Origin of the sequence: Bradyrhizobium sp. SBR1B (assembly GCF_014198205.1) — a bacterium.
GTDB lineage: Bacteria > Pseudomonadota > Alphaproteobacteria > Rhizobiales > Xanthobacteraceae > Bradyrhizobium.
In genome coordinates, this window is record NZ_JACIHC010000008.1 from 48,175 (window position 1) to 71,214 (window position 23,040).

Consider the following 23,040-nt stretch of genomic DNA (forward strand, 5'->3'; position numbering starts at 1 on the left):
ATCGCTTGATCACGCCCGGGCTCGCCGCGCATCGGCAAATACCCGGGAGAAGTTGAAGTCGAATTCCGTCGCGCCGCGACGGCAGGCCGCCTCCCGATCAAAAGACCATCACGCGGACGGCGCCTGAATGGAATCAGGACCCATGTCATTCAAATTGCGACGCGCGCAGCGTCTTGGCGGAGCAAGCCTGCTCCTGCTCGGCGCTGCCGCCACGCCTGCTTTCGCCCAAACGCCTGCGCAAGACAAATCGTCGACCGAGATCCCCGCCGTCACCGTGACGGCGCCGAGCCCCATCGTGCGCAGAGCGGTGGTGCCGTCGCGCAATCCGGGCCGCGGCACGCGGACCGCGCGAGTGCGCAGCCGCCAACAAGCGGCGGAAGCAGAGCCGGCGGCCGCCGTGCCCGCCGCGCCTCAGCAGGGCGTGCTGCCTATCGTGACCAACCAGTTCGCGACGGTCACGGTGGTGCCGAACGAGGAGATCCGCCGCGAGGGCGGCGGCCAGCTTGGCGATCTCCTGTTCTCCAAGCCGGGCATCACCGGCTCGAGCTTCGCGCCCGGCGCCTCCAGCCGGCCGATCATCCGGGGTCTCGACGTCAACCGCGTCGGCATCGTCGAGAACGGCACCAATTCGAGCGGCGCGTCCGATCTCGGCGAGGATCATTTCGTCCCGATCGATCCGCTCGCGACCAACCAGATCGAAGTGGTGCGCGGGCCCGCCGCGCTGCGCTACGGCTCGACCTCGATCGGCGGCGTCGTCAGTGCCACCAACAACCGGATTCCGGATGCGGTGCCGAACTGCGCGCCGTCATTCCAGGCTTACGGCCTGCCGACCAAGGCGCCGCTCGCGACCGCCGCGACCTCGCCTTGCGTCACTGCCGAGACCCGCACCGCGTTCTCTTCGGTCGATCGCGGCGTCGAAAGCGGCGTGCTGCTCGACACCGGCGGCGGCAATTTCGCGTTCCACGCCGACGCCTATGGCCGCACGACCTCGGACTACTCCATCCCGAGCTATCCCTATCTGAACGATCAGTCGCGCCCCGTGAACGGCCGCCAGCCGAACTCGGCGACGCGCTCGGACGGCGCCTCGATCGGCGGGTCCTATTTCTTCCAGGGCGGCTATATCGGCGCATCGATCACGCAGAACGACTCGCTCTACCACATCCCCGGCATCGACGGCGCCGACCACCGCACGCGGATCGACGGCCATCAGACCAAGATCAACGTCAAGGGCGAGTATCATCCCGACGCCGCCGCGATCGACGCCGTCCGCTTCTGGGCCGGCGCGACCGACTACCGCCACAACGAGATCGGCCTTGCCGATCCCGCCGACCTCAACAGCGACGGCATCAGGCAGACCTTCACCAACAAGGAGCAGGAAATCCGCACCGAGGTGCAGCTGATGCCGTTCAACGCGCGCTTCGCCGAAGTGACGACGGCGCTGGGCTTCCAGGTCGGGCATCAGGAATTGAGCGCGCCGAGCCCGGACAATCCCGGCACGCTGTTCAACGGGCTGTGGGACCCCAACAACAGCACGCGCGTTGCCGGTTACGCCTTCAACGAGTTCAAGTTCACGGAGGCGACGCGGGCGCAGATCGCCGGCCGCATCGAGCATGTCGAGCTGCACGGCACGACGCCGGACTTCCCGGCCGACTATTTGCCCGACGGCACGCCGCAGGCGGCGATCGCGCGCAATCCGTCCTTCACGCCCAAGAGCGGCAGCATCGGCCTGCTGCAGGATCTGCCGGGCGGCATGGTCGGCAGCATCACCGCGCAATATGTCGAGCGCGCGCCGAAGGCGGCCGAGCTGTTTTCACGCGGCGGCCATGACGCGACTGCGACCTTCGACATCGGCAATCCCAACCTCACCATCGAGACCGCCAAATCGGTCGAGCTCGGCGTGCGCAAGGCGACGGGGCCGTTCCGCTTCGAAGCGACCGTCTACTACACGCATTTCGACAATTTCATCTATCGCCGCCTCACCGGCGTGTCCTGCGATGACGACTTTGCCTCCTGCGGCACGCCGGGCGCCGAGCTGAACCAGGCGGTGTATTCGCAGCGCAATGCCAATTTCCGCGGCGGCGAATTCCAGTCGCAGCTCGACGTCGGCGCGTTCCAGGGCGGCATCTGGGGCATCGAGAACCAGCTCGACGTGGTCCGCGCCACCTTCAGCGACGGCACCAACGTGCCGCGCATTCCGCCGGTGCGGATGGGCGGCGGCGTGTTCTGGCGCGACGACAACTGGCTGATGCGCGTCAACCTCTTGCACGCCTTCGCGCAGAACAACATCGCCGTGATCGCCGAGACGCCGACGGCGGGCTACAATCTGCTGAAAGCCGAGGTGAGCTACAAGACCAAGCTCGACCGCAACTGGTTCGGCGCGCGCGAGATGATGGCCGGCATCGTCGGCAACAATCTCCTCAACGAGAACATCCGCAACTCCGTGTCCTACACCAAGGACGAGGTGCTGATGCCCGGTATCGGCGTGCGGGCGTTCGCGAACTTCAAGTTCTGACGGTGATCAAGCCGGGGCCCGCGGGCCCCGGCAACGACGGGGTGTCAGGCGCGGCCGCGCGCGTCATTGACAGCATCGTAGCCCGGATTGCGCTGCGTTCCATCCGGGCTACGAACTACGCGTCAGCCGTTTCTCGAAGCGCCACTGATCCACAGGGAAAGGCCCCTTCGAGGTTTCCGACATCATCACGAAGGTGCCGGCGTTGCGCCAGCCGCTCTTCTCGTAGAACCGGGCGGCGCGCATGTTGCCGACCGCGCAGGCGAGCCACGCCAGCTCCACACCACGCGCGGCGAGCCGTGCTTCCGCATCGGCGATCAGTGCCGCAGCCACGCCTGTCCCGTGGGCGGTTGGCGACACGAAGAGCTGATACAGTTCATCGCCCTTGAGGGCGCAGAAGCCAAGCGGCGTACCGGAGGGGCCGACGGCGCAGATGTCGGCAAGCATGACTGCGAGGCGATCGCGAAAGCTCGCCAGCGTGCGGAGGCGGACCAGCTCGGGCGGCGCAAGATGCGCATGCGACCCGTGCCAGGCATCGTGCCACAGCTGCGCGAGGTGGTCGATCTCACTGGAATCGGCTGGACGCACCTGCATTGGCGATACTCCGTATGAGCCTCGTAGCCCGGATGAACGAAGCGACATCCGGGGGCGGTGCATCTGCATCGACAGGTTTCCCGGATATCGCTTCGTTCATCCGGGCTACAGGCTACGAACCTGACGCCCTACCCTGCCCGCGCCTTGCTCCAGTCCGGGCCGACCGGGCCCGACACGCCTTCGAAGGCGCCATCGACGAGCTCGAACACCAGGATGCGGGCGGCGTCGACGGGACCCGGCATGGTAACGCGGCCCTTCGGGACCGGCTTGAAGCCGACACGGCTGTAATAGGGCTCGTCGCCGACCAGCAGCACCAGGCGGTGACCTTTCGCCTTCGCGTCCTTTAGCGCGCGCTCCATCAGCAGACGGCCGACACCGCGGCCGCGGAACGGCGGCTCGACCGTCAGCGGGCCAAGCAACAGCGCCGGCGTCTCGCCGACCAGCACCGGCAATTGCCTGACCGAGCCGACCAGCAGCGTGCCGATGCGCGCGGTGAAGGACAATTCGAGCAGATGGTCGACGTGCTCGCGGATCCGGTAGGCGCTGAGCACGAAGCGGCCGGGACCGAAGGTACGTTCGTGCAGCCGCTCGATCGACTGGGCATCGCCGGCGGCTTCGGGGAGGATGGTCAGTGAGAGATCGGTCATGTCAATTCGCGGGATAGCACCTGAACGCAGCGCGGTCCATCGGGCAGCGGCCGCGCTCAGCTCCTTTTCGAGGTCGAGGGGAGGTGTTCCGAAACCCTCGGCTTGCATTCGTTCAACGACATCTCCTGATGCATCAGCACAGGCCGACCTCAGCGCCACGTCGCAATCATTGGCCGGCCGTCCAGCACTTCCGCGATCCGCAGCCGCGTCCCTCGCGTGGTGCCGTCGGGCAGCGCCGTGAGCGCGAAGAACCCGCACTCGACGATCTCGCGGTTGGGCTCGGGCTGGCGGTCCTGCCTGAACTGCCTGACGACGTAGACCGCGACGTGGTCGCGGCGGGAAACATGGCTGTTGAGGAAGATGCCGTGCAGCACGGCCTCGCCGGTGAGGTCGATATCGCCCTCCTCCTTGAGCTCGCGCCGCATCGCCTGCTCCATGCTCTCGCCGTGATCGACGCCGCCGCCGGGCAGGTACCAGCCGCTGACATAGCTGTGCCTGACCAGAAACACCCGATTCTCGGCATCCAGCACCACGGCGCGGACGCCGAGCGTCATGCCGCGGACGATGAGGAAATAGGCGTGGAAGACTCGCCGCAGCAGCGGCTCGAATTTTCGTCGAATGCGGTCCAGACGATCTCCCATCAGGCTTCCTTGAGGCCGCTGTCCCGGCGCCGCTTGCACAGTCCCCGCGACCTTGCCATTACAACGGAGCAATAGCGAGGCAATCGCACGCCATGACTCCCAACACGCTGGCCCCCTTCACGCTCGCCCATCTGTCCGATCCGCATCTAGCGCCGTTGCCGAAACCGCGGCTGATCGAGCTCGCCGGCAAGCGCGTGCTCGGCTACGTCAACTGGACGCGTAACCGCCACAAGTACCAGCGCCGCGAGGTGCTCGATGCGCTGGTCGCCGACATGAAGGCGCAGGCGCCCGACCACATCGCGGTGACGGGCGATCTCGTCAACCTCGCGCTGGAAGCCGAGTTCGCCCCTGCCCGCGCCTGGCTCGAAGGCGTCGGCCCGCCCGACCGCGTCACCACGATTCCCGGCAATCACGACGCTTATGTACGCGCCACCTCGCATCGCTTCGGCGAGACGTTTGCGCCCTATCTCGCCGGTGACGACGGCGGCATCGGCTTTCCATCCGTGCGCCGGCGCGGGCCGCTCGCGCTGATCAGCCTGTCCACGGCGGTGCCGACCCTGCCGCTGATGGCGACGGGCACGCTCGGGCGCGATCAGCTCGACTCGCTTGCAGCAATGCTCGAACGGCTCGCGGCCGAGGACGTCTTTCGCGTGCTGCTGGTGCATCATCCCCTGAAGTCCGATGCGCGGCAGAAGCGGATGACCGATTCGGCCGCGCTGCTGACGCTGCTCAAGCGCCACGGCGTCGAGCTGATCCTGCACGGGCACGACCACATTCATTCGACGATGTGGTTCGAGGGTCCCAACGGCAACATTCCCGCGCTCGGCGTGCCCTCCGCCTCCGCGCTCGCGCACGGGCGCTACCCGGCGGCGGCCTACAACCTTTTCAGAATCGAGAAGGACAATGCCGGCTGGCGCTGCGAGCAGACGGTGCGGAGCCTCGGCGCGGGATTTCAGATGGGGCAGATCAAGCATGTGAGGCTGATCTAGTTCGATGTCATTGCGGGGCGCGCGATGCGCGAGCCCGGAATCCATCGGGCCGCAGAATTGGTGGATGAATGGATTCCGGGCTCGCGCCTTTGGCGCGCCCCGGAATGACGGCGGAGAATACCTCACCAGCTCCGCAGGGCCGCCAACAGGGCGAGGCCGAACAAGGCGGCGGCGCCGAGCACGAAGCCGAACACGAACGGCCACAGGCGCGAGCGGCGCGGCGGCGGCGCGACTGCGGGCTTCGGTTCGGGCGGGACCACCATCGCGTGCTCGCGCTCGACCATGCGGCGCGCGACATAATCGGTGACGGCCTCGACGATCACAGCGGTGTCGTGCGATTCGGCGAGCACGATGCGGCCGAAGCGGGTGTCCTGGACGAAGCGGTACATCCGCTTGTCACGCCCCATCACGATGTGGGCGACAACATCGATCCAGAGTCTGGGCGTATCGCCCTGGCTGATGCCGCGGTCAAACAGATCGATTCTGTCAGGCACCTGCGCGAACAGGGGATCGAGCGCATCGTTGAGGATCTCGAGCCGCGCCACCTCGGCATCCCTGAGATCGACGACGACGCCGGTCCTGTCGGCCGCCTCGATCCGCGCGCGCAGCAGCGCATCGCGCAGCCGCACCGGGCGTGGCTGGCCGGGATGGGTCCCGCTGGTTTCGGGCTCTGACATTGTCGGCCTCGTCCTCGACTTTCCTCCATTAACCTATCAGCAACCTTGAGGCCCGCAAAGGGTCCATAATTCCAGATACTTACGGCACCCACAGGCGATTGACCTGTGCCAAAAACAGACGATCCCACCCAGGCAGAGCCTGGATGGGACCATCCGTCCTTGGACGTCTTCTTAATTCAGGTCGGCACCAGGCCCTTTAGGCCGAGACGCGCGACGGCTCTTCCACGATGGAGAAGCGGACGCCGGCCTTGTGGCGGTTCTCTTCCGAGACCGTGCGCCAGGCATCCTCGGCCTCCTTGCGGGTCTTGAACGGACCCTGCACCTGGGCCGAGCCTTCCACGAGCTTGTGGAAGTTCATCGAACCGAACTCGCCGCCGATCACCCAGAAATTGCTGCCTTTGGTCATTGTCAGTCTCCTGTCCAATAGCGTGCTGTGTTAGCCGAACTGGTTCATGGTGTTGTGGACGCCGCCCGCCTTCAGGGCAGCCTCGCCGGCGAAATATTCCTTGTGGTCGTCGCCGATGTCGGAGCCGGCCATGTTCTGGTGCTTGGCGCAGGCGATGCCCTGACGGATCTCGGCGCGCTGGACGTTCTTGACGTAGCCGAGCATGCCCTGGTCGCCGAAATATTCCTTCGCCAGATTGTCGGTCGAGAGCGCCGCCGTGTGATAGGTCGGCAACGTGATCAGGTGATGGAAGATGCCGGCACGCTTGGCCGAATCCGCCTGGAAGGTGCGGATGCGCTCGTCGGCTTCCTGCGCCAGCGGCGTATCATCGTATTCCGGCTTCATCAGCTCGGCACGGTTGTACTTGCTGACGTCCTTGCCGGCTTCCTTCATCGCGTCGTAGACCTGCCAACGGAAGTTCAGCGTCCAGTTGAAGGACGGCGAGTTGTTGTAGGCGAGCTTCGCGTTCGGGACCACCTTGCGGATGCGATCGACCATCTTGGCGATCTGCTCGATATGCGGCTTCTCGGTCTCGATCCAGAGCAGGTCCGCGCCGTTCTGCAGCGAAGTGATGCTGTCGAGCACGCAGCGGTCTTCGCCGGTACCCGGGCGGAACTGGTAGAGGTTCGAGGGCAGCCGCTTCGGACGCATCATCTTGCCGTTGCGGTTGATGATGACGTCGCCGTTGCGGGCGTTCTCCGCGGTGATTTCCTCGCAATCCAGGAAGCTGTTGTACTGGTCGCCGATGTCACCGGGCTTGTGGCTGACGGCGATCTGCTGCGTCAGGCCGGCGCCGAGCGAATCGGTGCGGGTCACGATGACGCCGTCTTCGACGCCGAGCTCGAGGAAGGCGTGGCGGCAGGCGCGGATCTTCGCGATGAACACTTCGTGCGGCACGGTGACCTTGCCGTCCTGGTGGCCGCACTGCTTCTCGTCCGAGACCTGGTTCTCGATCTGCAGCGCGCAGGCGCCCGCTTCGATCATCTTCTTGGCGAGCAGATAGGTCGCCTCGGCGTTACCGAAGCCGGCGTCGATGTCCGCGATGACGGGGACGACATGGGTCTGGAAGTTGTCGATCTTCTCGATCAGCTCCTTCTCGCGGGTCTTGTCGCCTTCCTTGCGCGCCTTGTCGAGGAGACGGAAGATGTCGTTGAGCTCGCGCGAGTCGGCCTGGCGCAGGAAGGTGTAGAGCTCCTCGATCAGCGCCGGCACCGAAGTCTTCTCGTGCATCGACTGGTCGGGCAGCGGGCCGAACTCGGAGCGCAGCGCCGCGATCATCCAGCCCGAAAGATAGAGATAGGTGCGATCGGTCTTGCCGCCGAAGTGCTTCTTGACCGAGATCAGCTTCTGCTGGGCGATGAAGCCGTGCCAGCAGCCGAGCGACTGGGTGTACTTGGTGGGGTCGTTGTCATAGGCGGCCATGTCGGCCCGCATCAAGGCGGCGGTGTAGCGGGCGACGTCGAGACCGGTCCTGAAGCGGTTCTGCAGGCGCATGCGTGCGACGGCCTCGGCCGTCACCCCGTTCCAGGTCGGCTGGGTCTTGAGGAGCGCCTGGGCCGCCTCGACCTCGTTCTGATACGAACCCGGGCCCTGAAGGGTGCTGATGCCGCGCGGCTGGTAGTTCATGTGCCTGATCCTTTCGCTGACGATGGCGATGGCTGGCCATCGACATTCTTGACAGTGCATTGCGAGATGCCTGTCAGGAGCTAAACGCGAAAACAGAAACTTCGGATAGATGGCTTGTTTTTTATTGGTGATGTCATGTAACATCGGAACATGTACTAGATGTTATTTTGTAAATCTTGTAAATTATAGGTCAGCTAGACTGTCCTTAATGTGCATGGAGTCCTGAGAAATGCCCGCCAATTCCGGCAAGAAACTCTTCGTCGGCCCGCGGTTCCGCAGGATCCGGCAGCAACTGGGGCTGTCGCAGACCCAGATTGCCGAGGGCCTCGGGATCTCGCCGAGCTATGTCAACCTGATCGAGCGCAACCAGCGCCCGGTGACGGCGCAGATCCTGCTCCGGCTGGCCGAGACCTATGACCTCGATTTGCGCGACCTCGCCACCGCCGACGAGGACCGTTTCTTCGCCGAGCTCAACGAGATCTTCTCCGATCCGCTGTTCCGCCAGATCGACGTTCCCAAGCAGGAGCTGCGCGACCTCGCCGAGCTCTGCCCCGGCGTCACCCATGCGCTGCAACGGCTCTACGCCGCCTATACCGAGGCGCGCCAGGGCGAGACGCTGGCGGCGGCGCAGATGGCCGACCGCGACGTCGGCACGCGCTTTGAGGCCAATCCGGTCGAGCGCGTCCGCGAGCTGATCGAGGCCAACCGCAACTATTTTCCGGAGCTCGAGCAGGCCGCGGAGGCCCTTCGCGATGAGCTGAACGTGCCGGCCGAGGGACTCTATGCAGCGCTCGCGGCGCGGCTGCGTGAGAAGCATTCGATCCAGACCCGCGTCATGCCGGTCGACGTGATGCGCGAGACGCTGCGGCGTTTCGATCGCCATCGCCGCCAGCTGCTGATCTCCGAGTTGGTCGATCCGCCCGGCCGCGCCTTCCAGCTCGCCTTCCAGCTTGGCCTCGGCGAATGCGCGCAAGCCCTGGAGAGCATCATCGGCCGTGCCGGACCGCTCGACGACGCGCCGCGCCGGCTGTTCCGCATCACGCTCGGCAACTACTTTGCAGCGGCCGTGATGATGCCCTACCCCGCGTTCCTCGCCGCGGCCGAAGCCCTGAATTACGACATCCACGTGCTGGCGCAGCGATTCAATTCCGGCTTCGAGCAGGTCTGCCACCGGCTCACCACCCTGCAGCGGCCGAACGCGCGAGGCATTCCGTTCTTCCTCTTGCGCGTCGACAATGCCGGCAACGTCTCCAAGCGCTTCTCCTCCGGCACTTTCCCGTTCTCGAAATTCGGCGGTACCTGTCCGCTGTGGAATGTGCACTCGACCTTCGACACGCCCGATCGCCTGCTCAAGCAGGTGATCGAGCTGTCCGACGGCACGCGCTATTTCTCGATCGCGCAGATGGTGCGCCGCCCCGTCGCGCCGCACCCGCTGCCGCAACCGCGCTTCGCCATCGGCCTCGGCTGCGAAATCCGTCACGCCGCGCGCCTGACCTACGCCGCCGGCATCGACCTGGAGAAGACCGAGGGCACTCCGATCGGCGTCAACTGCCGCCTCTGCGAGCGCGAAAACTGCGCCCAGCGCGCCGAACCGCCGATCACGCGCACGCTGATTTTGGACGAGACGACGCGGCGGGTATCGAGCTTCGCGTTCTCGAATGCGCGGGAGTTGTGACGGGCACTCTCTCCTTCGTCATGGCCGGGCTTGACCCGGCCATCCACGCGCTACAGCGTGCGAGGAAAGACGTGGATGCCCGGGACAAGCCCGGGCATGACGACCGAACATGCGGCCGCTGCTCGCCAATATCGCAAACAAGGCCCTACGCCAGCGTATGCACGATCACCGGCCCCGCAGCCGCGCTCGCATGGCCCGCAAGCAACGGCCCGAGATCCTTCTCGATCCAGGCGATCGCCCGCCGGTTCGCCTCCTCCGCCTGCTCGAACTTGTCGAAGATCGAGATCGCGGTCACGGTATCGTCGCCGGCATAGACGACGTAGTAGGCACGGAAACCGTCGACGTCGCTGATGATCGGAACGGCGCCGTCCTTGATGCGGCGCGCCAGCTCTTCCGCGCTCCCGCTTTTCGCCTTGGCCTGACGGATGGCGGCATACATGGCATCCTCCCCTTCCGGCTGTCTGGACTTTTGGGCTCTGTGCCCGGAGCCGATGTTACGCCGAAGCCCGCCGCCAATCCACGCTTGGTTAACCCCGCACTAATCTGCCGCAGCGATCTGCAACCACCGGTTAAGCACGCCTCAACATCGCTGCCTTAGTCTTGCCCCACTCACTTTTCGCAAACAACGGTGGCCTATTCTGCCGGGCGAAGTGACATCAGGGGGTTCATCATGCGCATTGCGTTGCTGCTGACCGCAACCATGTCGGCGCGCTCTTCGCCAATCCATCCCAAGCCGGATCGCTCGATGCCGATGCAGCGCAGTCGCTGCCGCCGGGCTTCCAGAGCTATCGCGGCTACATGTTCGACCTGTCGGAGAATTCCGACCGCAAGGATGTCGACAAGCTCACCGACAATCTGAAGAGCCAGATCGACGCGGTCGAGGCGGCCGGCCTGTCGCCGCGCGTGCTGCGCTTCTTCCGCACCGTGCCGATCATCGCCAGCGAGCTCGCCTGCCTCGACGAAGGTGCCGCCACCGCCTGCTACGGCCGCGTCGCTCCCAACGTCGAACGCCGCGTGCCGCGGACGCTGACGGTCTGGGACCACGACAAGCAGCGCTGGACCAATCCGAACGCCGTCGACCTCGCGGTCGATTCGGGCCTCGGCGTGATCATGCTGCGGCCGGACATGATGCGCTACGAAAAGGAGGCGGTGCTGCTGCACGAGCTCCTGCACGCCTACCACGCGCGGCTGTTGCCGGACGGCTACGCCAACAAGGGCGTGATCGCCTATTTCGCCCTTGCCAAGTCCAAGGACTTGCTGCCCAAGGAATCCTATGCGTTGAAGAACCCCATGGAGTTCTTTGCCGTGACCGCCAGCATCTTCCTGGCCGGAAAGAGCGAATTCCACGATCCGAAGTCGCGCGAGACGCTCAAGGAGAAGATGCCGGACTATTACAAATATCTGGTCGGAGTGTTCGGCTTCGACCCGGAGCCGGCGGCTGCAAACGGCCCGGTCGCCTCGCTGAAGTGAGGCGAACGTCGAGCTGCCTCAACCAGATCAACCAAAGAGCCGCGCGAAATGCGCGGCTTTTTTGTTTTGCAGGCCGGAAGCTGCGGATGACGCCCAGGCGGGAATTGCCAAGGCGGGGCCCGATCTGCATAGTCCCGCCCGCATCGAGACCCATTTTCGAAGAGGATAGAACAACATGGCGGACGCCGACCTGGATGTCGTGATCCGGCAACTGGCCAGACAGCTGCATACGGGCCTGATGACCCGCGCCAAGGAGCGGCGGGATCGCTTCAACGGCCTGGCGGCCAAGGCCAAGGGCAAGGACACCGGCGACCGCTTCAAGATGATGGCCAAGGCCACCATGGAGCAGGCCACCGCCGCCGCCAAGCGCCTGCAGATGTCCGCCGACAACGTCGCCGACAGCTACGCGCGGTCAATGCGGCTTGCCGCTAGCGCCCAGGTGGCGGCGAAGGTCGAGAAGAAGGCGAAGGAAGAGAAGCCGGCGAAGAAGGCCGCGAAGGCGAAGAAGGCCAAAGCCAAGAAGGCGAAGTAGGCGGACGAGAAGTATCTCTCCGCACAATCAGCACCTAGGGTGGGCATAGCGACTTGTCCGCCGTAGCTCGAAGAGCGAAGGCGGAAGCGTGCCCACGCGTCTGTTGCCGTATTGTAGAGATCGTGGGCACGGCGCAAGGGCGCCTTTGCCCACCCTGCGATTCCAGGATTCGGTGGATAGAGCCCCCTCACTGCCTCGGCACTGACACCTGCGTCGGCTCGGCGCTGGCGAGTTCGGCGAGCCTGGCGCGCGCGGCTTCGCGGGTTTGACCGTCCTTGCCGGCCGGCAGCGCCAGCGCCGCCTCGAAATCGGCGCGCGCATCGTCGGCCTGGCCGCGGGCGAGGAACGCCAGGCCACGGTCGAGGCGGGCCTGCGCATCCGAGGGGTCGAGGCGAACCGCCGTGTTGTAGCTCAGAATCGCGCGGTCGAGATCGCCGGTGGCGGCGAGCGCGAGACCGCGCTGGTGATAGGGCGCGGCGCGCTTGGGATCATGCGCGATCGCCTCGTCATAGTCGGCGATGGCGAGTTCGAGGTCGCCATTCTGACGGCGCGCGAGCGCGCGGTCGCGATAGAGCGAGGCGCGGTTGGGATTGAGGTGAATGGCCTCGTCGAAATCGGCGACCGCCCGCCTGAAGTCGCCGTGGCGCAGCGCGATCCGTCCGCGCCCCTCATAGGCAAAGGCGATCAGCGATCCGCGCAGCGGCGAGAAGCCGATCACGGCGGAGCAGATGTCGGGATCGTCCTCGTCGCCGCAATTGACGACCATGTGCGTGGACAGGCCGACGAGCACGCACAGGACGATCAGCAATGGTACGGCAGCTCTGGTCATCTTCGACGGTGGCCGGCAGCGGGCCGGTCACGCATCCCCTTTCGAAGGAAGTGTCTCGCCGGGGTCTTAACACCGGCTCGGACCATCCTGTGTGCGCCAGGTCACAAAGCCGACCGCAAATTGCCGCAGGTTCCATATCAGCCCCAGGGACCACGCGAGGACGAGCGCCCCCATGGGCTGCGCGGCGGATAGTTCTCGTTGGCGCCGACCGACGGCGCCGGCCGCGTGCCGAGCTCGGCCGCGAGCTGCTGAAGCGCCGCAATGCGGTTCTGCGTCGAGGGATGGGTGGCGAACAGATTGTCCACGCCATGGCCCGACAGCGGATTGATGATGAACATGTGCGCGGTCGCGGGGTTTCGCTCGGCCTCATAGTTCGGCACCTGATGCGCGGCGCCCTCGATTTTCACCAGCGCGGAGGCCAGCCACATCGGCTGCCCCGCGATGCGCGCACCGAGATTGTCCGCGGCATATTCGCGAGTGCGGCTGATCGCCATCTGCACCAGCATGGCGCCGAGCGGGGCGAGGATCATCATCAGGATCGAGCCGACGATGCCGAGACCATTGTTGTTCTCGCGGTTGCCGCCGAAGAACATGCCGAACTGCGCCAGCATGGAGATCGCGCCGGCGATGGTCGCAGTGATCGTCATCAGCAGCGTGTCGTGATTCTTGATATGGGCGAGCTCGTGCGCGATCACGCCGGCGAGCTCCTCGCGGCTGAGCTGACGCATCAGGCCGGTGGTGACGGCGACGGCGGCGTTTTGCGGATTTCGGCCAGTCGCGAACGCGTTGGGCTGCATCTCATCCATCAGGAACACGCGCGGCATCGGCAAGCCTGCCCGGCCCGCAAGTTCCGCGACCAGCCCGACCAGCTCCGGCGCGGTCGAACGATCGACCTCATGGGCGCCGTACATCGAGAGCACCATGCGGTCGGAGTTCCAGTAGGTGAAGAGATTGGTCGCGGCGGCAATAACGAGCGCGATCATGGCGCCGGAGGCGCCGCCGATCAGATAGCCGACGCCCATGAACAGGGCGGTGAGGCCTGCGAGCAGCATTGCGGTACGAAAATAGTTCATGGCCGTCTCCCAAGGCGGCCGCGGGCGAACCTCTGGCCGGCACCCCGGAGGTATGAAGGCTGCCTGCGACTGCAAGGTTCGTGCGTCGCCCGGCCGCACATTCCATCGCGGCGTCAGCCTTTCCCGCGCCGCTAAAGCTTGAGCGGGATTTGCGCAAAAACACCCGCAGACGTTTAGCAACCTGGAAAGCGCAATCGCGGCTTAATTCGTGGTAACCGGGCACGCCGCGCGGTCGCGGCGCATTGACCGGTTCCGTTGGCACCCCGTCAGCAAGGTGACCGTCATGATGGACCGCTCGAGCGCCGCCTCCCTCGATCCCGCATCTGCTCCCTCCCCTCACGACGCCAAGATCGACGCCAAGATCGACGCGAGGACTGACGCGAAGGGATTGCAGGAGGCGCTGTACGAGCAGATGTTCGCCAATGACGAGCCCGGCCCCGCGCCCGATGCGAAGACAGAGCCGGAATCGCAGCGGCGCTGGCCACGTCTGAGGCGCGGCGCGAAGATCGCGATCGGACTTGCCCTCATCGCCATTTTCGGCTGGCTGCCGCTGCGCGCGGTCTGGGAGTATTCAAGCGTCGAGGCCGTATTGAATTCCCGCCTCGTCACCCTGCGCACGCCGATCGGCGGCCGTGTGGCAGCCGCGCAGCGCTTGACCGACCAGGCCAGACTCGACGCCGGGACCGTGGTCCTGCGCGTGGTCAACCCGCGTGGCGATCGCACCCGGCTCGACGATCTCCGGCGGCAGAAATCGCGCCTGGAGAACGAGCGGCCGAGCCTTGCCGCCAAGCTTGCCTCGGCCCAGGCCGCGCAAAAGGACCTGGCGCGACAGGCGACGCAATTCCGCGACGGGCGCGTGCTCCAGCTCGAGGCCCGGATCGCCGAGATCCAGACCTCGATCGAGGCCGCGGCAGCGCGGCGGGAGGAAGCCAGTGCCGCGGTCGACCGGGCTTCCTCGCTGGCGAAATCCGGCAACGTCTCGACCGTCGAGCTGGCACGGCTGACGCGCGAGCTCTCCGTGTCGCAGCAGATCGAGCTCGGTGCGCGCAAGCGGCTGGACGCGGCCATGGTCGAGCTTGCCGCGGCACGGAACGGCTCCTTCCTCGGCGACAGCTACAACGACCGGCCGAGCTCGGTGCAGCGCGAGGAAGAGATGCGCCAGCGTGCTGGCGACCTCGACGCCGACCTCGCACGCATCGACACCGAGATCGCCTGGCTCGCCAGCGAGATCATCACCGAAGAGGTTCGCTTCGCCGATCTGTCCGAAGCCAACATCACGACACCGGTCACAGGGCGCGTCTGGGAGATGATGACCTCGCCGGGCGAGGACGTGCAAGCCGGCCAACCGCTGCTCAAGGTGCTCGATTGCAGCAGCGCCGTCATCACCGCGAACGTCACCGAGAACGTCTACAACCGTTTGCAGCTCGGCGACCACGCGACCTTCGAGCCGAACGACGGTGGCGCGCCGATCTCCGGCACCGTGGTCAACCTGACCGGCGCCGCCGGCGCGCCCGCCAATCTCGCCATCAATCCCGACGCGCTGAGCAAGGAGCCCTATCGCGTGACCGTTGCGCTCGGTGATGGCGCTGCCCACTCCTGCACGGTGGGACGCACCGGCCGCGTGGTGTTTGCAAGGCAAGAGACCGCGCCGTGACGACGGCGCTGACGCCCGGCCTGATTGCGCTCGGCGCCTTCATGGCGATCGTGCCGCTGCTCAGGCGCGACAGCACGATGGCACGCTCGTTCCTGGCCATCGTGTCACTCGTTTTCCTGCTCCGCTATCTCCATTGGCGCGTCACAGCGACTCTCCCGCCGCCGCATCTGACCGCGGATGCCGCGGTCGGCTATCCCTTCATGCTGCTGGAAGCGGCCTCGCTCGTCGCGGTCAGTTTGTCTCTGCTGTTCCTGAGCCGAACAATCGATCGTTCCAGATCAGCCAGGATTGACAGCCGCGCCTTCGATCCCGGCGCGCCGCTGATCGACGTCTTCATCTGCACCTACAACGAGGAACGATCGATCCTCGAGCGCACGATCATCGGCGCGACCGGCATGACGTACGGCAACTACCGCGTCTGGGTGCTCGACGACGGCCGACGGCCCTGGCTGCGGCGACTTTCGGGCGAACTCGGCTGCCATTATCTCACGCGGCCCGACAACCATCACGCCAAGGCCGGCAATATCAATCATGCGCTCCGGCATGTCGGTGCGATGCCGAAGCCGCCGCAATTCGTCGCCATCCTCGATGCGGACTTCGTGCCGCGGCCCGACTTCCTGGCGCGGACCATCTCGCTCATGGACGATGCTTCGGTCGGGGTGGTGCAGACGCCTCAGCATTTCATCAATCCCGACCCGATCCAGAGCAATCTTGCTGCAACCGACGTTTGGCCGGACGAGCAACGCTTCTTCTTCGACATCCTGCTGCCGGCCAAGGACGCCTGGGGCGTCGCATTCTGCTGCGGCACCTCATCGCTCATTCGCTACGACGGACTGGTGCGGATCGGCGGGTTTCCGACCGATTCCGTCACGGAAGACTATCTCGTCACCCTTCGCCTGAAGGAACGCGGCCTCAACACGATCTATCTCAACGAGCGGCTGACGATCGGGCTCGCGCCGGAAGGGTTGAAGGAATACATCACCCAGCGCGCCCGCTGGTGCCTCGGCTTGATGCAAATCGTGCGCGGCCGCAGCGGACCGCTCTCGCGCGAGTCGAAGCTTTCCTTCATCGACCGGCTCTCGCTGGTCGATGCTTTCATGAGCTGGTCCGCGGTCTACACGTCGAAGGTGGCGGGCCTCGTGGTGCCCTGGCTGTTCCTGCTCTTCGGTATCAAGGCGGTCCGTGCCGACCTGAGCGAGCTGCTCCGGTTCTTTCTGCCGTTCTATGTCTGGCACAGCCTCAGCATGGCCTGGCTGTCGCACGGCCGCTCGCTGGCCATGATGACGGACGTGTCGCAACTCATCGCCGCGCCCGCAGTGCTGAAGGCGGTGGCAACCGGTCTGCTGAAGCCGAAAGGACACAAGTTCAAGGTCACGGCGAAAGGCGGGGACCGGGACAGGAGGTTTGTCGAATGGCCGCTGCTGCGGCTCTATGGCACCGCGCTTCTCGTTACGCTCGCGGCCATCGCTTATGCCTTCATCCTGCACCTGCGCGGCGAGAACATCGCCTACGGCGGGCTGGCTTTGGCCTGGAGCCTCTACAACGCGTTCATCCTCACCGTGGTCTGCTTCGTCTGCATCGAGCAACCGCGCAAGCGCAAGGCGGAGCGTTTTGATCGCAACGAGACGGTGCTGCTGCGCCAGCACGGCAAGTCGCATCTCGCGCGGCTCGCCGACATCTCGATCACCGGCGCCCGCCTGATCGATCCCGATCCGCCGCACCCGGGCAGCGCGATCGAATGCCGGATTTATGGCCGCCCGATCGCCGCAGTCGTGGTGCGGCAGACCGCGGACGGATTCGCGGTGCGTTTCGAGGAAGGCATGGATACACGCGTGCATGCGATCAGGGCGTTCTATGCCGGCGAGTATGTACGCGCCTATCAGGGCGTCAGGGCGCTCCCGGTCGGGAAAGCGCTGCTGATGCGACTGTTCGGCTAGACCGGCATCCACTCGCATCCCATATGCTGGCATGGCACGGAAGGGATGGCCTGAGGCCATCACTTCACCTAAACTTCGGGCGAATCCACGCCTGCCCCTTCCCCGCCGGAACCCCTATGGTCCAGACCCGATTTCTGATCGCGGCCGTCGCGCTCCTCGCATGCTCCGCCACCGCCTCCGCCCAGTTCGCGCCGCCGCCCGCCAAGCCCGTGGCGCCCAGGACCACCGCAGCCTCGCCGCGTGCGGCGTCCTGCCATAACGGTGCGAGCTTCGATCGCTTCCTCGCCGACGTGAAGCAACAGGCTGTGGCCGCCGGCGTATCGCAGCGGACGATCGCGGAGGCTTCGCCCTACCTCGTCTACGACCAGGGCATCGTCAACCGCGACCGCGGCCAGCGCGTGTTCGGCCAGCTCTTCATCGAATTCGCCGGACGCATGGCGGCGCCCTATCGCATGCAGAACGGCCAGCAGCACATCAAGCAATACGCTGCCGCGTTTGCACGAGCCGAAAAGGAATATGGCGTGCCGCCGGCGGTGATCGCCGCGTTCTGGGGGCTGGAGAGCGACTTCGGCGCCAACATGGGAAATCTGCCGACGCTGAAATCGCTGGTGTCGCTCGCCTATGACTGCCGTCGCTCGGAGATGTTCGTGGGCGAGACCATCGCCGCGCTGAAGATCATCGACCGCGGCGATCTGCATCCCGACGAGATGATCGGCTCCTGGGCCGGCGAGCTCGGCCAGACCCAGTTCCTGCCTGTGCATTACGTCAACTACGCCGTCGACTATGACGGCGACGGACGGCGCGACCTGTTGCGGTCGCCAGCCGACGTGATCGGCTCGACCGCGAACTACATTGCCAACGGCCTGAAGTGGCGGCGCGGCGAGCCGTGGCTGGAAGAGATCAAGGTGCCGCAAAACCTGCCATGGGATAAGACCGATCTCACGGTGCGAGAGCCGCGCTCGACATGGGCGCAGCTTGGCGTCACCTATCCCGACGGCCGGCCGCTGCCGAATGACAATCTCGCGGCCTCGGTGCTGCTGCCGATGGGACGCAATGGTCCGGCCTTCATGGCGTACCCGAATTTCGCGGCCTACACCGAGTGGAACAACTCGTTGATCTATTCGACCACCGCGGGCTATCTCGCCTCGCGCATTGCAGGTGCTGCACCGATGCGCAAGCCGTCGGCGCCGGTGGCGCAGCTGCCGTTCAACGAGCTCAAGGAACTGCAGCAACTGCTCGTGCGTGCGGGCTTCAATGTCGGCAAGGTCGACGGCGTGCTGGGCCAGCAGAGCCGCGCGGCCGTCAAGGCGATGCAGATCAAGCACGGCCTGCCGGCCGATTCCTGGCCGACCGCCGAGCTGCTGGCGCGCATGCGCGGCGCCACGGCGCAGGCCCAGCCGGCGGGGACGTTGCGGTAGAATTTTCGCACTGCACAAGCAGCTTCCCGCGATTGTATTTTTCCGTGAGCCTCCCATGTGAGTAGCTCAGGTTTTCTCCTGAGATTTCCCATTCACAAGCGAGCATCACATGTCCTTCTACGACGCCGTCGTCCCCGCCTATTTGCAAATGCTGAACAGCGTGACCGGCCTGCTCACCAAAGCCGAGGCGCATTGCGCGGCCAAGAAGATCGACCCGAGCGTGCTGCTCGGCTCGCGCCTCTTCCCGGACATGCTGCCGCTGTCGAAGCAGGTCCAGCTCGTCAGCGATTTCGCCGCCAAGGGCTGTGCTCGGCTCACTCATAGCGAGGTGCCCTCCACGCCTGACACCGAGACGACCTTCGCAGAGCTGAAGCAGCGGCTGGCCAAGACCATCGACTATGTGAAGTCGTTCAAGCCCGAGCAGTTCGAAGGTGCCGAGACCAAGGACGTCACCTTCCCCGCGGGCCCCGACAAATCCATCACCATGAAGGGCCAGCAATTCTTGAGCGCGTTCTCGCTGCCGAACTTCTATTTCCACGCCACGACCGCCCACGGCATTTTGCGCCACAATGGCGTCGAGATCGGCAAGCGGGATTTTATGGGCGCGAACTGATTTGCGAAATCGCACGGCCGTGGCAGTCGTAATCCACTGCCACGGCCAAAATCGCACATGAATTATGCTACGCGGCCCCCGCCGCGTAGCGCGCCTGCACTTTCCGTATGGCTCATCTCTTGCGCTTGATGTCGCGATGCACAAGTGTTCCTGACCTTTCACCGTCTGGAACATCCCCCATGAGCCGTTCGACCAAATTGTTTGAGACCTACAAGCTCGGCCCGATCACGCTGGCCAACCGCCTGGTCATGGCGCCGCTGACGCGCAACCGTGCGGCGCCCGGCACGTTCGTGCCAGGTCCGCTCGCCGCTGATTATTATGGCCAGCGCGCCTCCGCAGGGCTCCTGATCACCGAAGCGAGCCAGGTCTCGCAGCAGGGCCAAGGCTACCAGGACACGCCCGGCATCTACAGCAAGGACCAGGTCGCCGGCTGGCGCAAGGTTACCGACAAGGTGCACGAGCGCGACGGCAAGATCTTCATCCAGCTCTGGCATGTCGGCCGCATCTCGCATGTCGACCTGCAGGCGGGAGGCGCAGCCCCCGTGGCACCGAGCGCGATCCGCGCCAAGGGCAAGACCTTCGTGAACGGCGGCTTTGCCGACGTCTCCGAGCCGCGCGCGCTCCAGCTCTCCGAAATCCCCGGGATTATCGACGATTTCAAGCGCGCCACGAAGAACGCGCTGGAGGCCGGCTTCGACGGCGTCGAGATTCACGGCGCCAACGGCTATTTGCTTGAGCAGTTCGCCAAGGACGGCGCCAACACGCGCACCGATGCCTATGGTGGCTCGATCGAGAACCGCGCGCGGCTGATGCTGGAGGTGTCCAGGGCCGTCGTGGCCGAGGCCGGCGCCGACCGTACCGGCATCCGCATCTCGCCGGTGACGCCTGCCAACGATATCTCGGATTCCAACCCGCAGGCCCTGTACAACCATATCGTCGACGGCCTCAGCGCGCTGAAGCTGGTCTATCTCCACGTCGTTGAAGGCGCCACCGGCGGCCCGCGCGATATCGCGCCGTTCGACTATGCATCCTTGCGCAAGCGCTTTGCCGGCGCGTATGTCGCCAATAACGGCTACGATTTCGATCTCGCCACCAAGGTGCTGGACACCAATGCGGCCGACCTCATCGCCTTCGGCAAGCCGTTCATCTCCAACCCCGACCTCGTCGAGCGGCTGAAGCAGGGCGCAACGCTGAACGACTGGGACAAGACCACGTTCTACGGCGGCGGTGCGAAGGGTTATACGGACTATCCGACGCTCGCGGCCGAGCCGGCGGAGTAACGACCAACCACACGAAAGCTGTCATGCCCCGCGAAGCGGGGCATCCAGTACGCCGCGGCCTCTCGGTTCAATCGCGACCGTCTCGGAATACTGGATTGCCAGCCTTCGCGGGCAATGACACCCAGTGTGTAAGACGCGCTGGTGCCACAAGCGCAAAACAAAAAGGCCGGGATTGCTCCCGGCCTTTCGTCCTTGTGAGACCTTGCCTTACTTCGCTTCCGCGCGCTTGGGCGGGGTGGCCGGCCACGACTTGATCAGAGTGTCGTAGTCGACGGTCTCGCCCTTCGGCTTCTCGTTGGCGAGCTTGCGCTGCGGAGCAATCGTGCCGTCCTTCTGGGCCTTGGCGAACCAGTATTCGGCCGTCTCCTTCTTGTGCAGCTTGGGACCGCAGGCGCCCTGCACGCCGGACTTCTCCAGGCGCTCCATGACGGAGTCCTGAGCGGCGGCCAGCGCGTCCATCGCCTGCTGCGGGGTCTTCGCACCGGACGACGCATCGCCGATGTTCTGCCACCACAGCTGCGCGAGCTTCGGATAGTCGGGCACGTTGTTGCCGGTCGGGGTCCACTGCACGCGCGCGGGCGAGCGGTAGAACTCGATCAGGCCGCCGAGCTTCGGCGCACGCTCGGTGAACGACTTGTCCCAGATGTCGGATTCACGGATGAAGGTGAGACCGACATGGCTCTTCTTCAAGCTCACCGACTTCGAGATGATGAACTGGAGATAGAGCCAGGCCGCCTTGCGGCGATCCGCCGGGGTCGACTTCAGCAGCGTCACGGAGCCGGCGTCCTGGTAGCCGAGCTTCATGCCTTCCTTCCAGTACGAACCGTGCGGCGAGGGAGCCATACGCCATTTCGGCGTACCGTCCGCGTTCATCACGGCGATGCCCGGCTTCACCATGTCGGCGGTGAAAGCGGTGTACCAGAACATCTGCTGGGCGATGTTACCCTGCGCCGGCACCGGGCCTGCTTCGGAGAACGTCATGCCCTGCGCCTGCGGCGGCGCGTACTTCTTCAGCCACTCGAGATACTTGGTGATCGAGTAGACCGCGGCCGGACCATTGGTGTCGCCACCACGCTCCACCGAGGAGCCGACCGGACGGCAGCCTTCCATCCGGATGCCCCATTCGTCGACCGGCAGGCCGTTCGGAATGCCCTTGTCACCGTTGCCGGCCATCGACAGCCAGGCGTCGGTGAAACGCCATCCGAGCGAGGGGTCCTTCTTGCCATAGTCCATATGGCCGTAGACCTTGACGCCGTTGATCTCCTTGATGTCGTTGGTGAAGAACTCGGCGATGTCCTCATAGGCGGACCAGTTCACGGGCACGCCGAGCTCGTAACCATACTTGGCCTTGAACTTGGCCTTGTAGTCGGCGTTGGTGAACCAGTCGTAGCGGAACCAATAGAGGTTGGCGAACTGCTGGTCGGGCAGCTGATAGAGCTTGCCGTCCGGCCCCGTGGTGAATGACTTGCCGATGAAGTCGTTGACGTCGAGCATGGGATCGGTGACGTCCTTGCCCTCGCCGGTCATGTAGTCCGACAGCACGACGGTCTGACCGTAGCGGAAATGCGTGCCGATCAGGTCGGAATCGTTGATCCAGCCGTCATAGACGTTCTTGCCGGACTGCATCTGGGTCTGCAGCTTCTCGACGACGTCACCTTCCTGGATGAGGTCGTGCTTCAGCTTGATGCCGGTGAGCTCGGAGAACGCCTTGGCCAGCGTCTGCGACTCATATTCGTGAGTCGTGATGGTCTCGGAGACGACGTTGATCTCCATGCCCTTGAAGGGCTCGGCGGCCTTGGCGAACCACTCCAGCTCCTTCTTCTGGTCTTCCTTCGACAGCGTCGAGGGCGTGAATTCCGCGATCCACTTCTGGATCACGGCGTCGTCGGCGGCGCGGACCGGCGCCGAGACGGCGAACGACACCGCAATGATGGCGGCGGCGCTGGACATGATCAGAAAACTATTCTTGGCCAATGGACCTTTCCTTCTCCTAAACTGTCGCATGTTGTTCCTCCGTTGCAGCGACAAACTTTTATACAGACCCGGATTGCCCCCGGATCTGGCCGTCCCTTCGCGAGCTTCAGACCGTGCGAAAAATGAGCACGGCCGTGACCAGCGAAATTCCACTTGCGAGCCACAGGCGCGAGATTTCAACGCCCTCCTCGCCGATCGGCAGCGTTGCGATCGCATCGGTGCCGAAGAAGCCGATCCAGAGAAGGTGGATGACCGCCGCCGATATCAGCGAGATGAACAGGCGGTCGCCGCGCGTGGTCGGAATTCGGAGCACACCGACCCGCTCGGCTTCGGGATAGACCGCCGCAAGCCACGTCATCACGGCGAGCGTGCAGGCGAGCGCGGCGAAGAAGATCGCCGTCGGCAGCGTCCAGGCCATCCATGCGATGGATTCCATGCTCTTACTCCTTGCGCATGA

Annotated in this window: 20 protein-coding genes and 1 pseudogene; 10 read left to right on the top strand and 11 right to left on the bottom strand. The window is 65.0% G+C overall.

What is annotated here, in order from left to right; all coding sequences use genetic code 11:
- Positions 1-142 precede the first annotated feature (142 nt).
- Positions 143-2,512 carry a TonB-dependent receptor gene (locus GGD61_RS21440; protein ID WP_092261553.1) on the top strand — a complete coding sequence of 790 codons (2,370 nt, stop codon included), beginning with the start codon at positions 143-145 and terminating at the stop codon, positions 2,510-2,512.
- A 108-nt stretch (positions 2,513-2,620) separates the two neighbouring features.
- On the opposite strand, the gene GGD61_RS21445 is transcribed toward GGD61_RS21440, so the two are convergent.
- The 3 genes from GGD61_RS21445 to GGD61_RS21455 all read right to left on the bottom strand — a co-directional run bounded on the left by GGD61_RS21445 (position 2,621) and on the right by GGD61_RS21455 (position 4,391).
- Positions 2,621-3,103 (bottom strand): GNAT family N-acetyltransferase, encoded by a 483-nt coding sequence (locus GGD61_RS21445; protein WP_092261554.1) that lies wholly within the window; start codon positions 3,101-3,103, stop codon positions 2,621-2,623.
- Positions 3,104-3,231: 128 nt separating this feature from the next.
- Positions 3,232-3,750 carry a GNAT family N-acetyltransferase gene (locus GGD61_RS21450; protein WP_018323286.1) on the bottom strand — a complete coding sequence of 173 codons (519 nt, stop codon included), beginning with the start codon at positions 3,748-3,750 and terminating at the stop codon, positions 3,232-3,234.
- Positions 3,751-3,899: 149 nt separating this feature from the next.
- Positions 3,900-4,391, bottom strand: a complete 492-nt coding sequence (locus GGD61_RS21455; RefSeq protein ID WP_092261555.1) for an NUDIX domain-containing protein — start codon at positions 4,389-4,391, stop codon at positions 3,900-3,902.
- Between the two features lie 107 nt (positions 4,392-4,498).
- Between GGD61_RS21455 and GGD61_RS21460 the strand changes: the two genes are divergently transcribed.
- The gene (locus GGD61_RS21460) at positions 4,499-5,380 is read left to right on the top strand and encodes a metallophosphoesterase (RefSeq protein WP_092261623.1); all 882 of its coding nucleotides are present in this window, start codon (positions 4,499-4,501) and stop codon (positions 5,378-5,380) included.
- 122 nt (positions 5,381-5,502) lie between these two features.
- Here the strand turns inward: GGD61_RS21460 and GGD61_RS21465 are convergent, their stop codons facing one another.
- The 3 genes from GGD61_RS21465 to GGD61_RS21475 form a co-directional block, all read right to left on the bottom strand.
- Complete coding sequence (locus GGD61_RS21465) at positions 5,503-6,057, bottom strand: hypothetical protein (protein WP_018323283.1); 555 nt, start codon at positions 6,055-6,057, stop codon at positions 5,503-5,505.
- Positions 6,058-6,253: 196 nt separating this feature from the next.
- Positions 6,254-6,463: a hypothetical protein gene (locus GGD61_RS21470; protein WP_018323282.1), complete on the bottom strand. Its 210-nt coding sequence runs from the start codon at positions 6,461-6,463 to the stop codon at positions 6,254-6,256.
- Positions 6,464-6,493: 30 nt separating this feature from the next.
- On the bottom strand, positions 6,494-8,128 hold the full coding sequence (locus GGD61_RS21475; RefSeq protein WP_026202905.1) for an isocitrate lyase: 1,635 nt from the start codon (positions 8,126-8,128) through the stop codon (positions 6,494-6,496).
- Between the two features lie 229 nt (positions 8,129-8,357).
- Between GGD61_RS21475 and GGD61_RS21480 the strand changes: the two genes are divergently transcribed.
- Complete coding sequence (locus GGD61_RS21480) at positions 8,358-9,803, top strand: short-chain fatty acyl-CoA regulator family protein (protein ID WP_018323280.1); 1,446 nt, start codon at positions 8,358-8,360, stop codon at positions 9,801-9,803.
- A 145-nt stretch (positions 9,804-9,948) separates the two neighbouring features.
- Here GGD61_RS21480 and GGD61_RS21485 read toward each other — a convergent pair whose 3' ends face one another.
- Positions 9,949-10,242, bottom strand: coding sequence for an antibiotic biosynthesis monooxygenase (locus GGD61_RS21485; protein WP_014497428.1), 294 nt, complete (start codon positions 10,240-10,242; stop codon positions 9,949-9,951).
- Positions 10,243-10,473: 231 nt separating this feature from the next.
- Here GGD61_RS21485 and GGD61_RS21490 point away from each other — a divergent pair.
- Together GGD61_RS21490 and GGD61_RS21495 are read left to right on the top strand one after the other, a co-directional pair.
- Positions 10,474-11,273, top strand: a pseudogene (locus tag GGD61_RS21490) (hypothetical protein).
- Positions 11,274-11,448: 175 nt separating this feature from the next.
- Positions 11,449-11,805, top strand: a complete 357-nt coding sequence (locus tag GGD61_RS21495) for a hypothetical protein (RefSeq protein WP_183231084.1) — start codon at positions 11,449-11,451, stop codon at positions 11,803-11,805.
- 187 nt (positions 11,806-11,992) lie between these two features.
- Here the strand turns inward: GGD61_RS21495 and GGD61_RS21500 are convergent, their stop codons facing one another.
- Both GGD61_RS21500 and htpX read right to left on the bottom strand, forming a co-directional pair.
- Positions 11,993-12,634, bottom strand: coding sequence for a tetratricopeptide repeat protein (locus tag GGD61_RS21500; RefSeq protein ID WP_092261557.1), 642 nt, complete (start codon positions 12,632-12,634; stop codon positions 11,993-11,995).
- Positions 12,635-12,771: 137 nt separating this feature from the next.
- Positions 12,772-13,707 carry a zinc metalloprotease HtpX gene (gene htpX, locus GGD61_RS21505; protein WP_092261558.1) on the bottom strand — a complete coding sequence of 312 codons (936 nt, stop codon included), beginning with the start codon at positions 13,705-13,707 and terminating at the stop codon, positions 12,772-12,774.
- Between the two features lie 283 nt (positions 13,708-13,990).
- Here htpX and GGD61_RS21510 point away from each other — a divergent pair, with 283 nt between their 5' ends.
- The 5 genes from GGD61_RS21510 (at position 13,991) to GGD61_RS21530 (ending at position 20,609) form a co-directional block, all read left to right on the top strand.
- Complete coding sequence (locus GGD61_RS21510) at positions 13,991-15,361, top strand: HlyD family secretion protein (RefSeq protein WP_092261624.1); 1,371 nt, start codon at positions 13,991-13,993, stop codon at positions 15,359-15,361.
- The gene (locus GGD61_RS21515) at positions 15,358-17,298 is read left to right on the top strand and encodes a glycosyltransferase (RefSeq protein ID WP_092261559.1); all 1,941 of its coding nucleotides are present in this window, start codon (positions 15,358-15,360) and stop codon (positions 17,296-17,298) included. The genes GGD61_RS21510 and GGD61_RS21515 overlap by 4 nt, the downstream gene beginning before the upstream one ends.
- Positions 17,299-17,414: 116 nt before the next feature.
- Positions 17,415-18,716, top strand: a complete 1,302-nt coding sequence (locus tag GGD61_RS21520) for a lytic murein transglycosylase (protein WP_092261560.1) — start codon at positions 17,415-17,417, stop codon at positions 18,714-18,716.
- 109 nt (positions 18,717-18,825) lie between these two features.
- Positions 18,826-19,329, top strand: a complete 504-nt coding sequence (locus tag GGD61_RS21525) for a DUF1993 family protein (RefSeq protein WP_018323272.1) — start codon at positions 18,826-18,828, stop codon at positions 19,327-19,329.
- A gap of 179 nt (positions 19,330-19,508) precedes the next feature.
- Positions 19,509-20,609, top strand: coding sequence for an alkene reductase (locus GGD61_RS21530; protein WP_092261561.1), 1,101 nt, complete (start codon positions 19,509-19,511; stop codon positions 20,607-20,609).
- 207 nt (positions 20,610-20,816) lie between these two features.
- Here GGD61_RS21530 and GGD61_RS21535 read toward each other — a convergent pair whose 3' ends face one another.
- Both GGD61_RS21535 and GGD61_RS21540 read right to left on the bottom strand, forming a co-directional pair.
- Entirely contained in the window at positions 20,817-22,559 is a 1,743-nt protein-coding gene (locus GGD61_RS21535; RefSeq protein ID WP_026202903.1) for an ABC transporter substrate-binding protein, read from the bottom strand.
- A 130-nt stretch (positions 22,560-22,689) separates the two neighbouring features.
- A complete protein-coding gene (locus GGD61_RS21540) occupies positions 22,690-23,019 on the bottom strand; it encodes a DUF2160 domain-containing protein (protein WP_018323269.1) in 330 nt (109 codons plus the stop codon).
- Positions 23,020-23,040 lie beyond the last annotated feature (21 nt).

Bases quoted from the DNA above. Each gene is read 5' to 3' on its own strand.
- GGD61_RS21475 (WP_026202905.1), bottom strand. From the start codon at position 8,128: ATGAACTACCAGCCGCGCGGCATCAGCACCCTTCAGGGCCCGGGTTCG.
- GGD61_RS21465 (WP_018323283.1), bottom strand. From the start codon at position 6,057: ATGTCAGAGCCCGAAACCAGCGGGACCCATCCCGGCCAGCCACGCCCG.
- htpX (WP_092261558.1), bottom strand. From the start codon at position 13,707: ATGAACTATTTTCGTACCGCAATGCTGCTCGCAGGCCTCACCGCCCTG.
- GGD61_RS21470 (WP_018323282.1), bottom strand. From the start codon at position 6,463: ATGACCAAAGGCAGCAATTTCTGGGTGATCGGCGGCGAGTTCGGTTCG.
- GGD61_RS21510 (WP_092261624.1), top strand. From the start codon at position 13,991: ATGATGGACCGCTCGAGCGCCGCCTCCCTCGATCCCGCATCTGCTCCC.
- GGD61_RS21450 (WP_018323286.1), bottom strand. From the start codon at position 3,750: ATGACCGATCTCTCACTGACCATCCTCCCCGAAGCCGCCGGCGATGCC.
- GGD61_RS21520 (WP_092261560.1), top strand. From the start codon at position 17,415: ATGGTCCAGACCCGATTTCTGATCGCGGCCGTCGCGCTCCTCGCATGC.
- GGD61_RS21495 (WP_183231084.1), top strand. From the start codon at position 11,449: ATGGCGGACGCCGACCTGGATGTCGTGATCCGGCAACTGGCCAGACAG.
- GGD61_RS21445 (WP_092261554.1), bottom strand. From the start codon at position 3,103: ATGCAGGTGCGTCCAGCCGATTCCAGTGAGATCGACCACCTCGCGCAG.
- GGD61_RS21500 (WP_092261557.1), bottom strand. From the start codon at position 12,634: ATGACCAGAGCTGCCGTACCATTGCTGATCGTCCTGTGCGTGCTCGTC.
- GGD61_RS21455 (WP_092261555.1), bottom strand. From the start codon at position 4,391: ATGGGAGATCGTCTGGACCGCATTCGACGAAAATTCGAGCCGCTGCTG.
- GGD61_RS21530 (WP_092261561.1), top strand. From the start codon at position 19,509: ATGAGCCGTTCGACCAAATTGTTTGAGACCTACAAGCTCGGCCCGATC.
- GGD61_RS21525 (WP_018323272.1), top strand. From the start codon at position 18,826: ATGTCCTTCTACGACGCCGTCGTCCCCGCCTATTTGCAAATGCTGAAC.
- GGD61_RS21480 (WP_018323280.1), top strand. From the start codon at position 8,358: ATGCCCGCCAATTCCGGCAAGAAACTCTTCGTCGGCCCGCGGTTCCGC.
- GGD61_RS21440 (WP_092261553.1), top strand. From the start codon at position 143: ATGTCATTCAAATTGCGACGCGCGCAGCGTCTTGGCGGAGCAAGCCTG.
- GGD61_RS21485 (WP_014497428.1), bottom strand. From the start codon at position 10,242: ATGTATGCCGCCATCCGTCAGGCCAAGGCGAAAAGCGGGAGCGCGGAA.
- GGD61_RS21535 (WP_026202903.1), bottom strand. From the start codon at position 22,559: ATGTCCAGCGCCGCCGCCATCATTGCGGTGTCGTTCGCCGTCTCGGCG.
- GGD61_RS21540 (WP_018323269.1), bottom strand. From the start codon at position 23,019: ATGGAATCCATCGCATGGATGGCCTGGACGCTGCCGACGGCGATCTTC.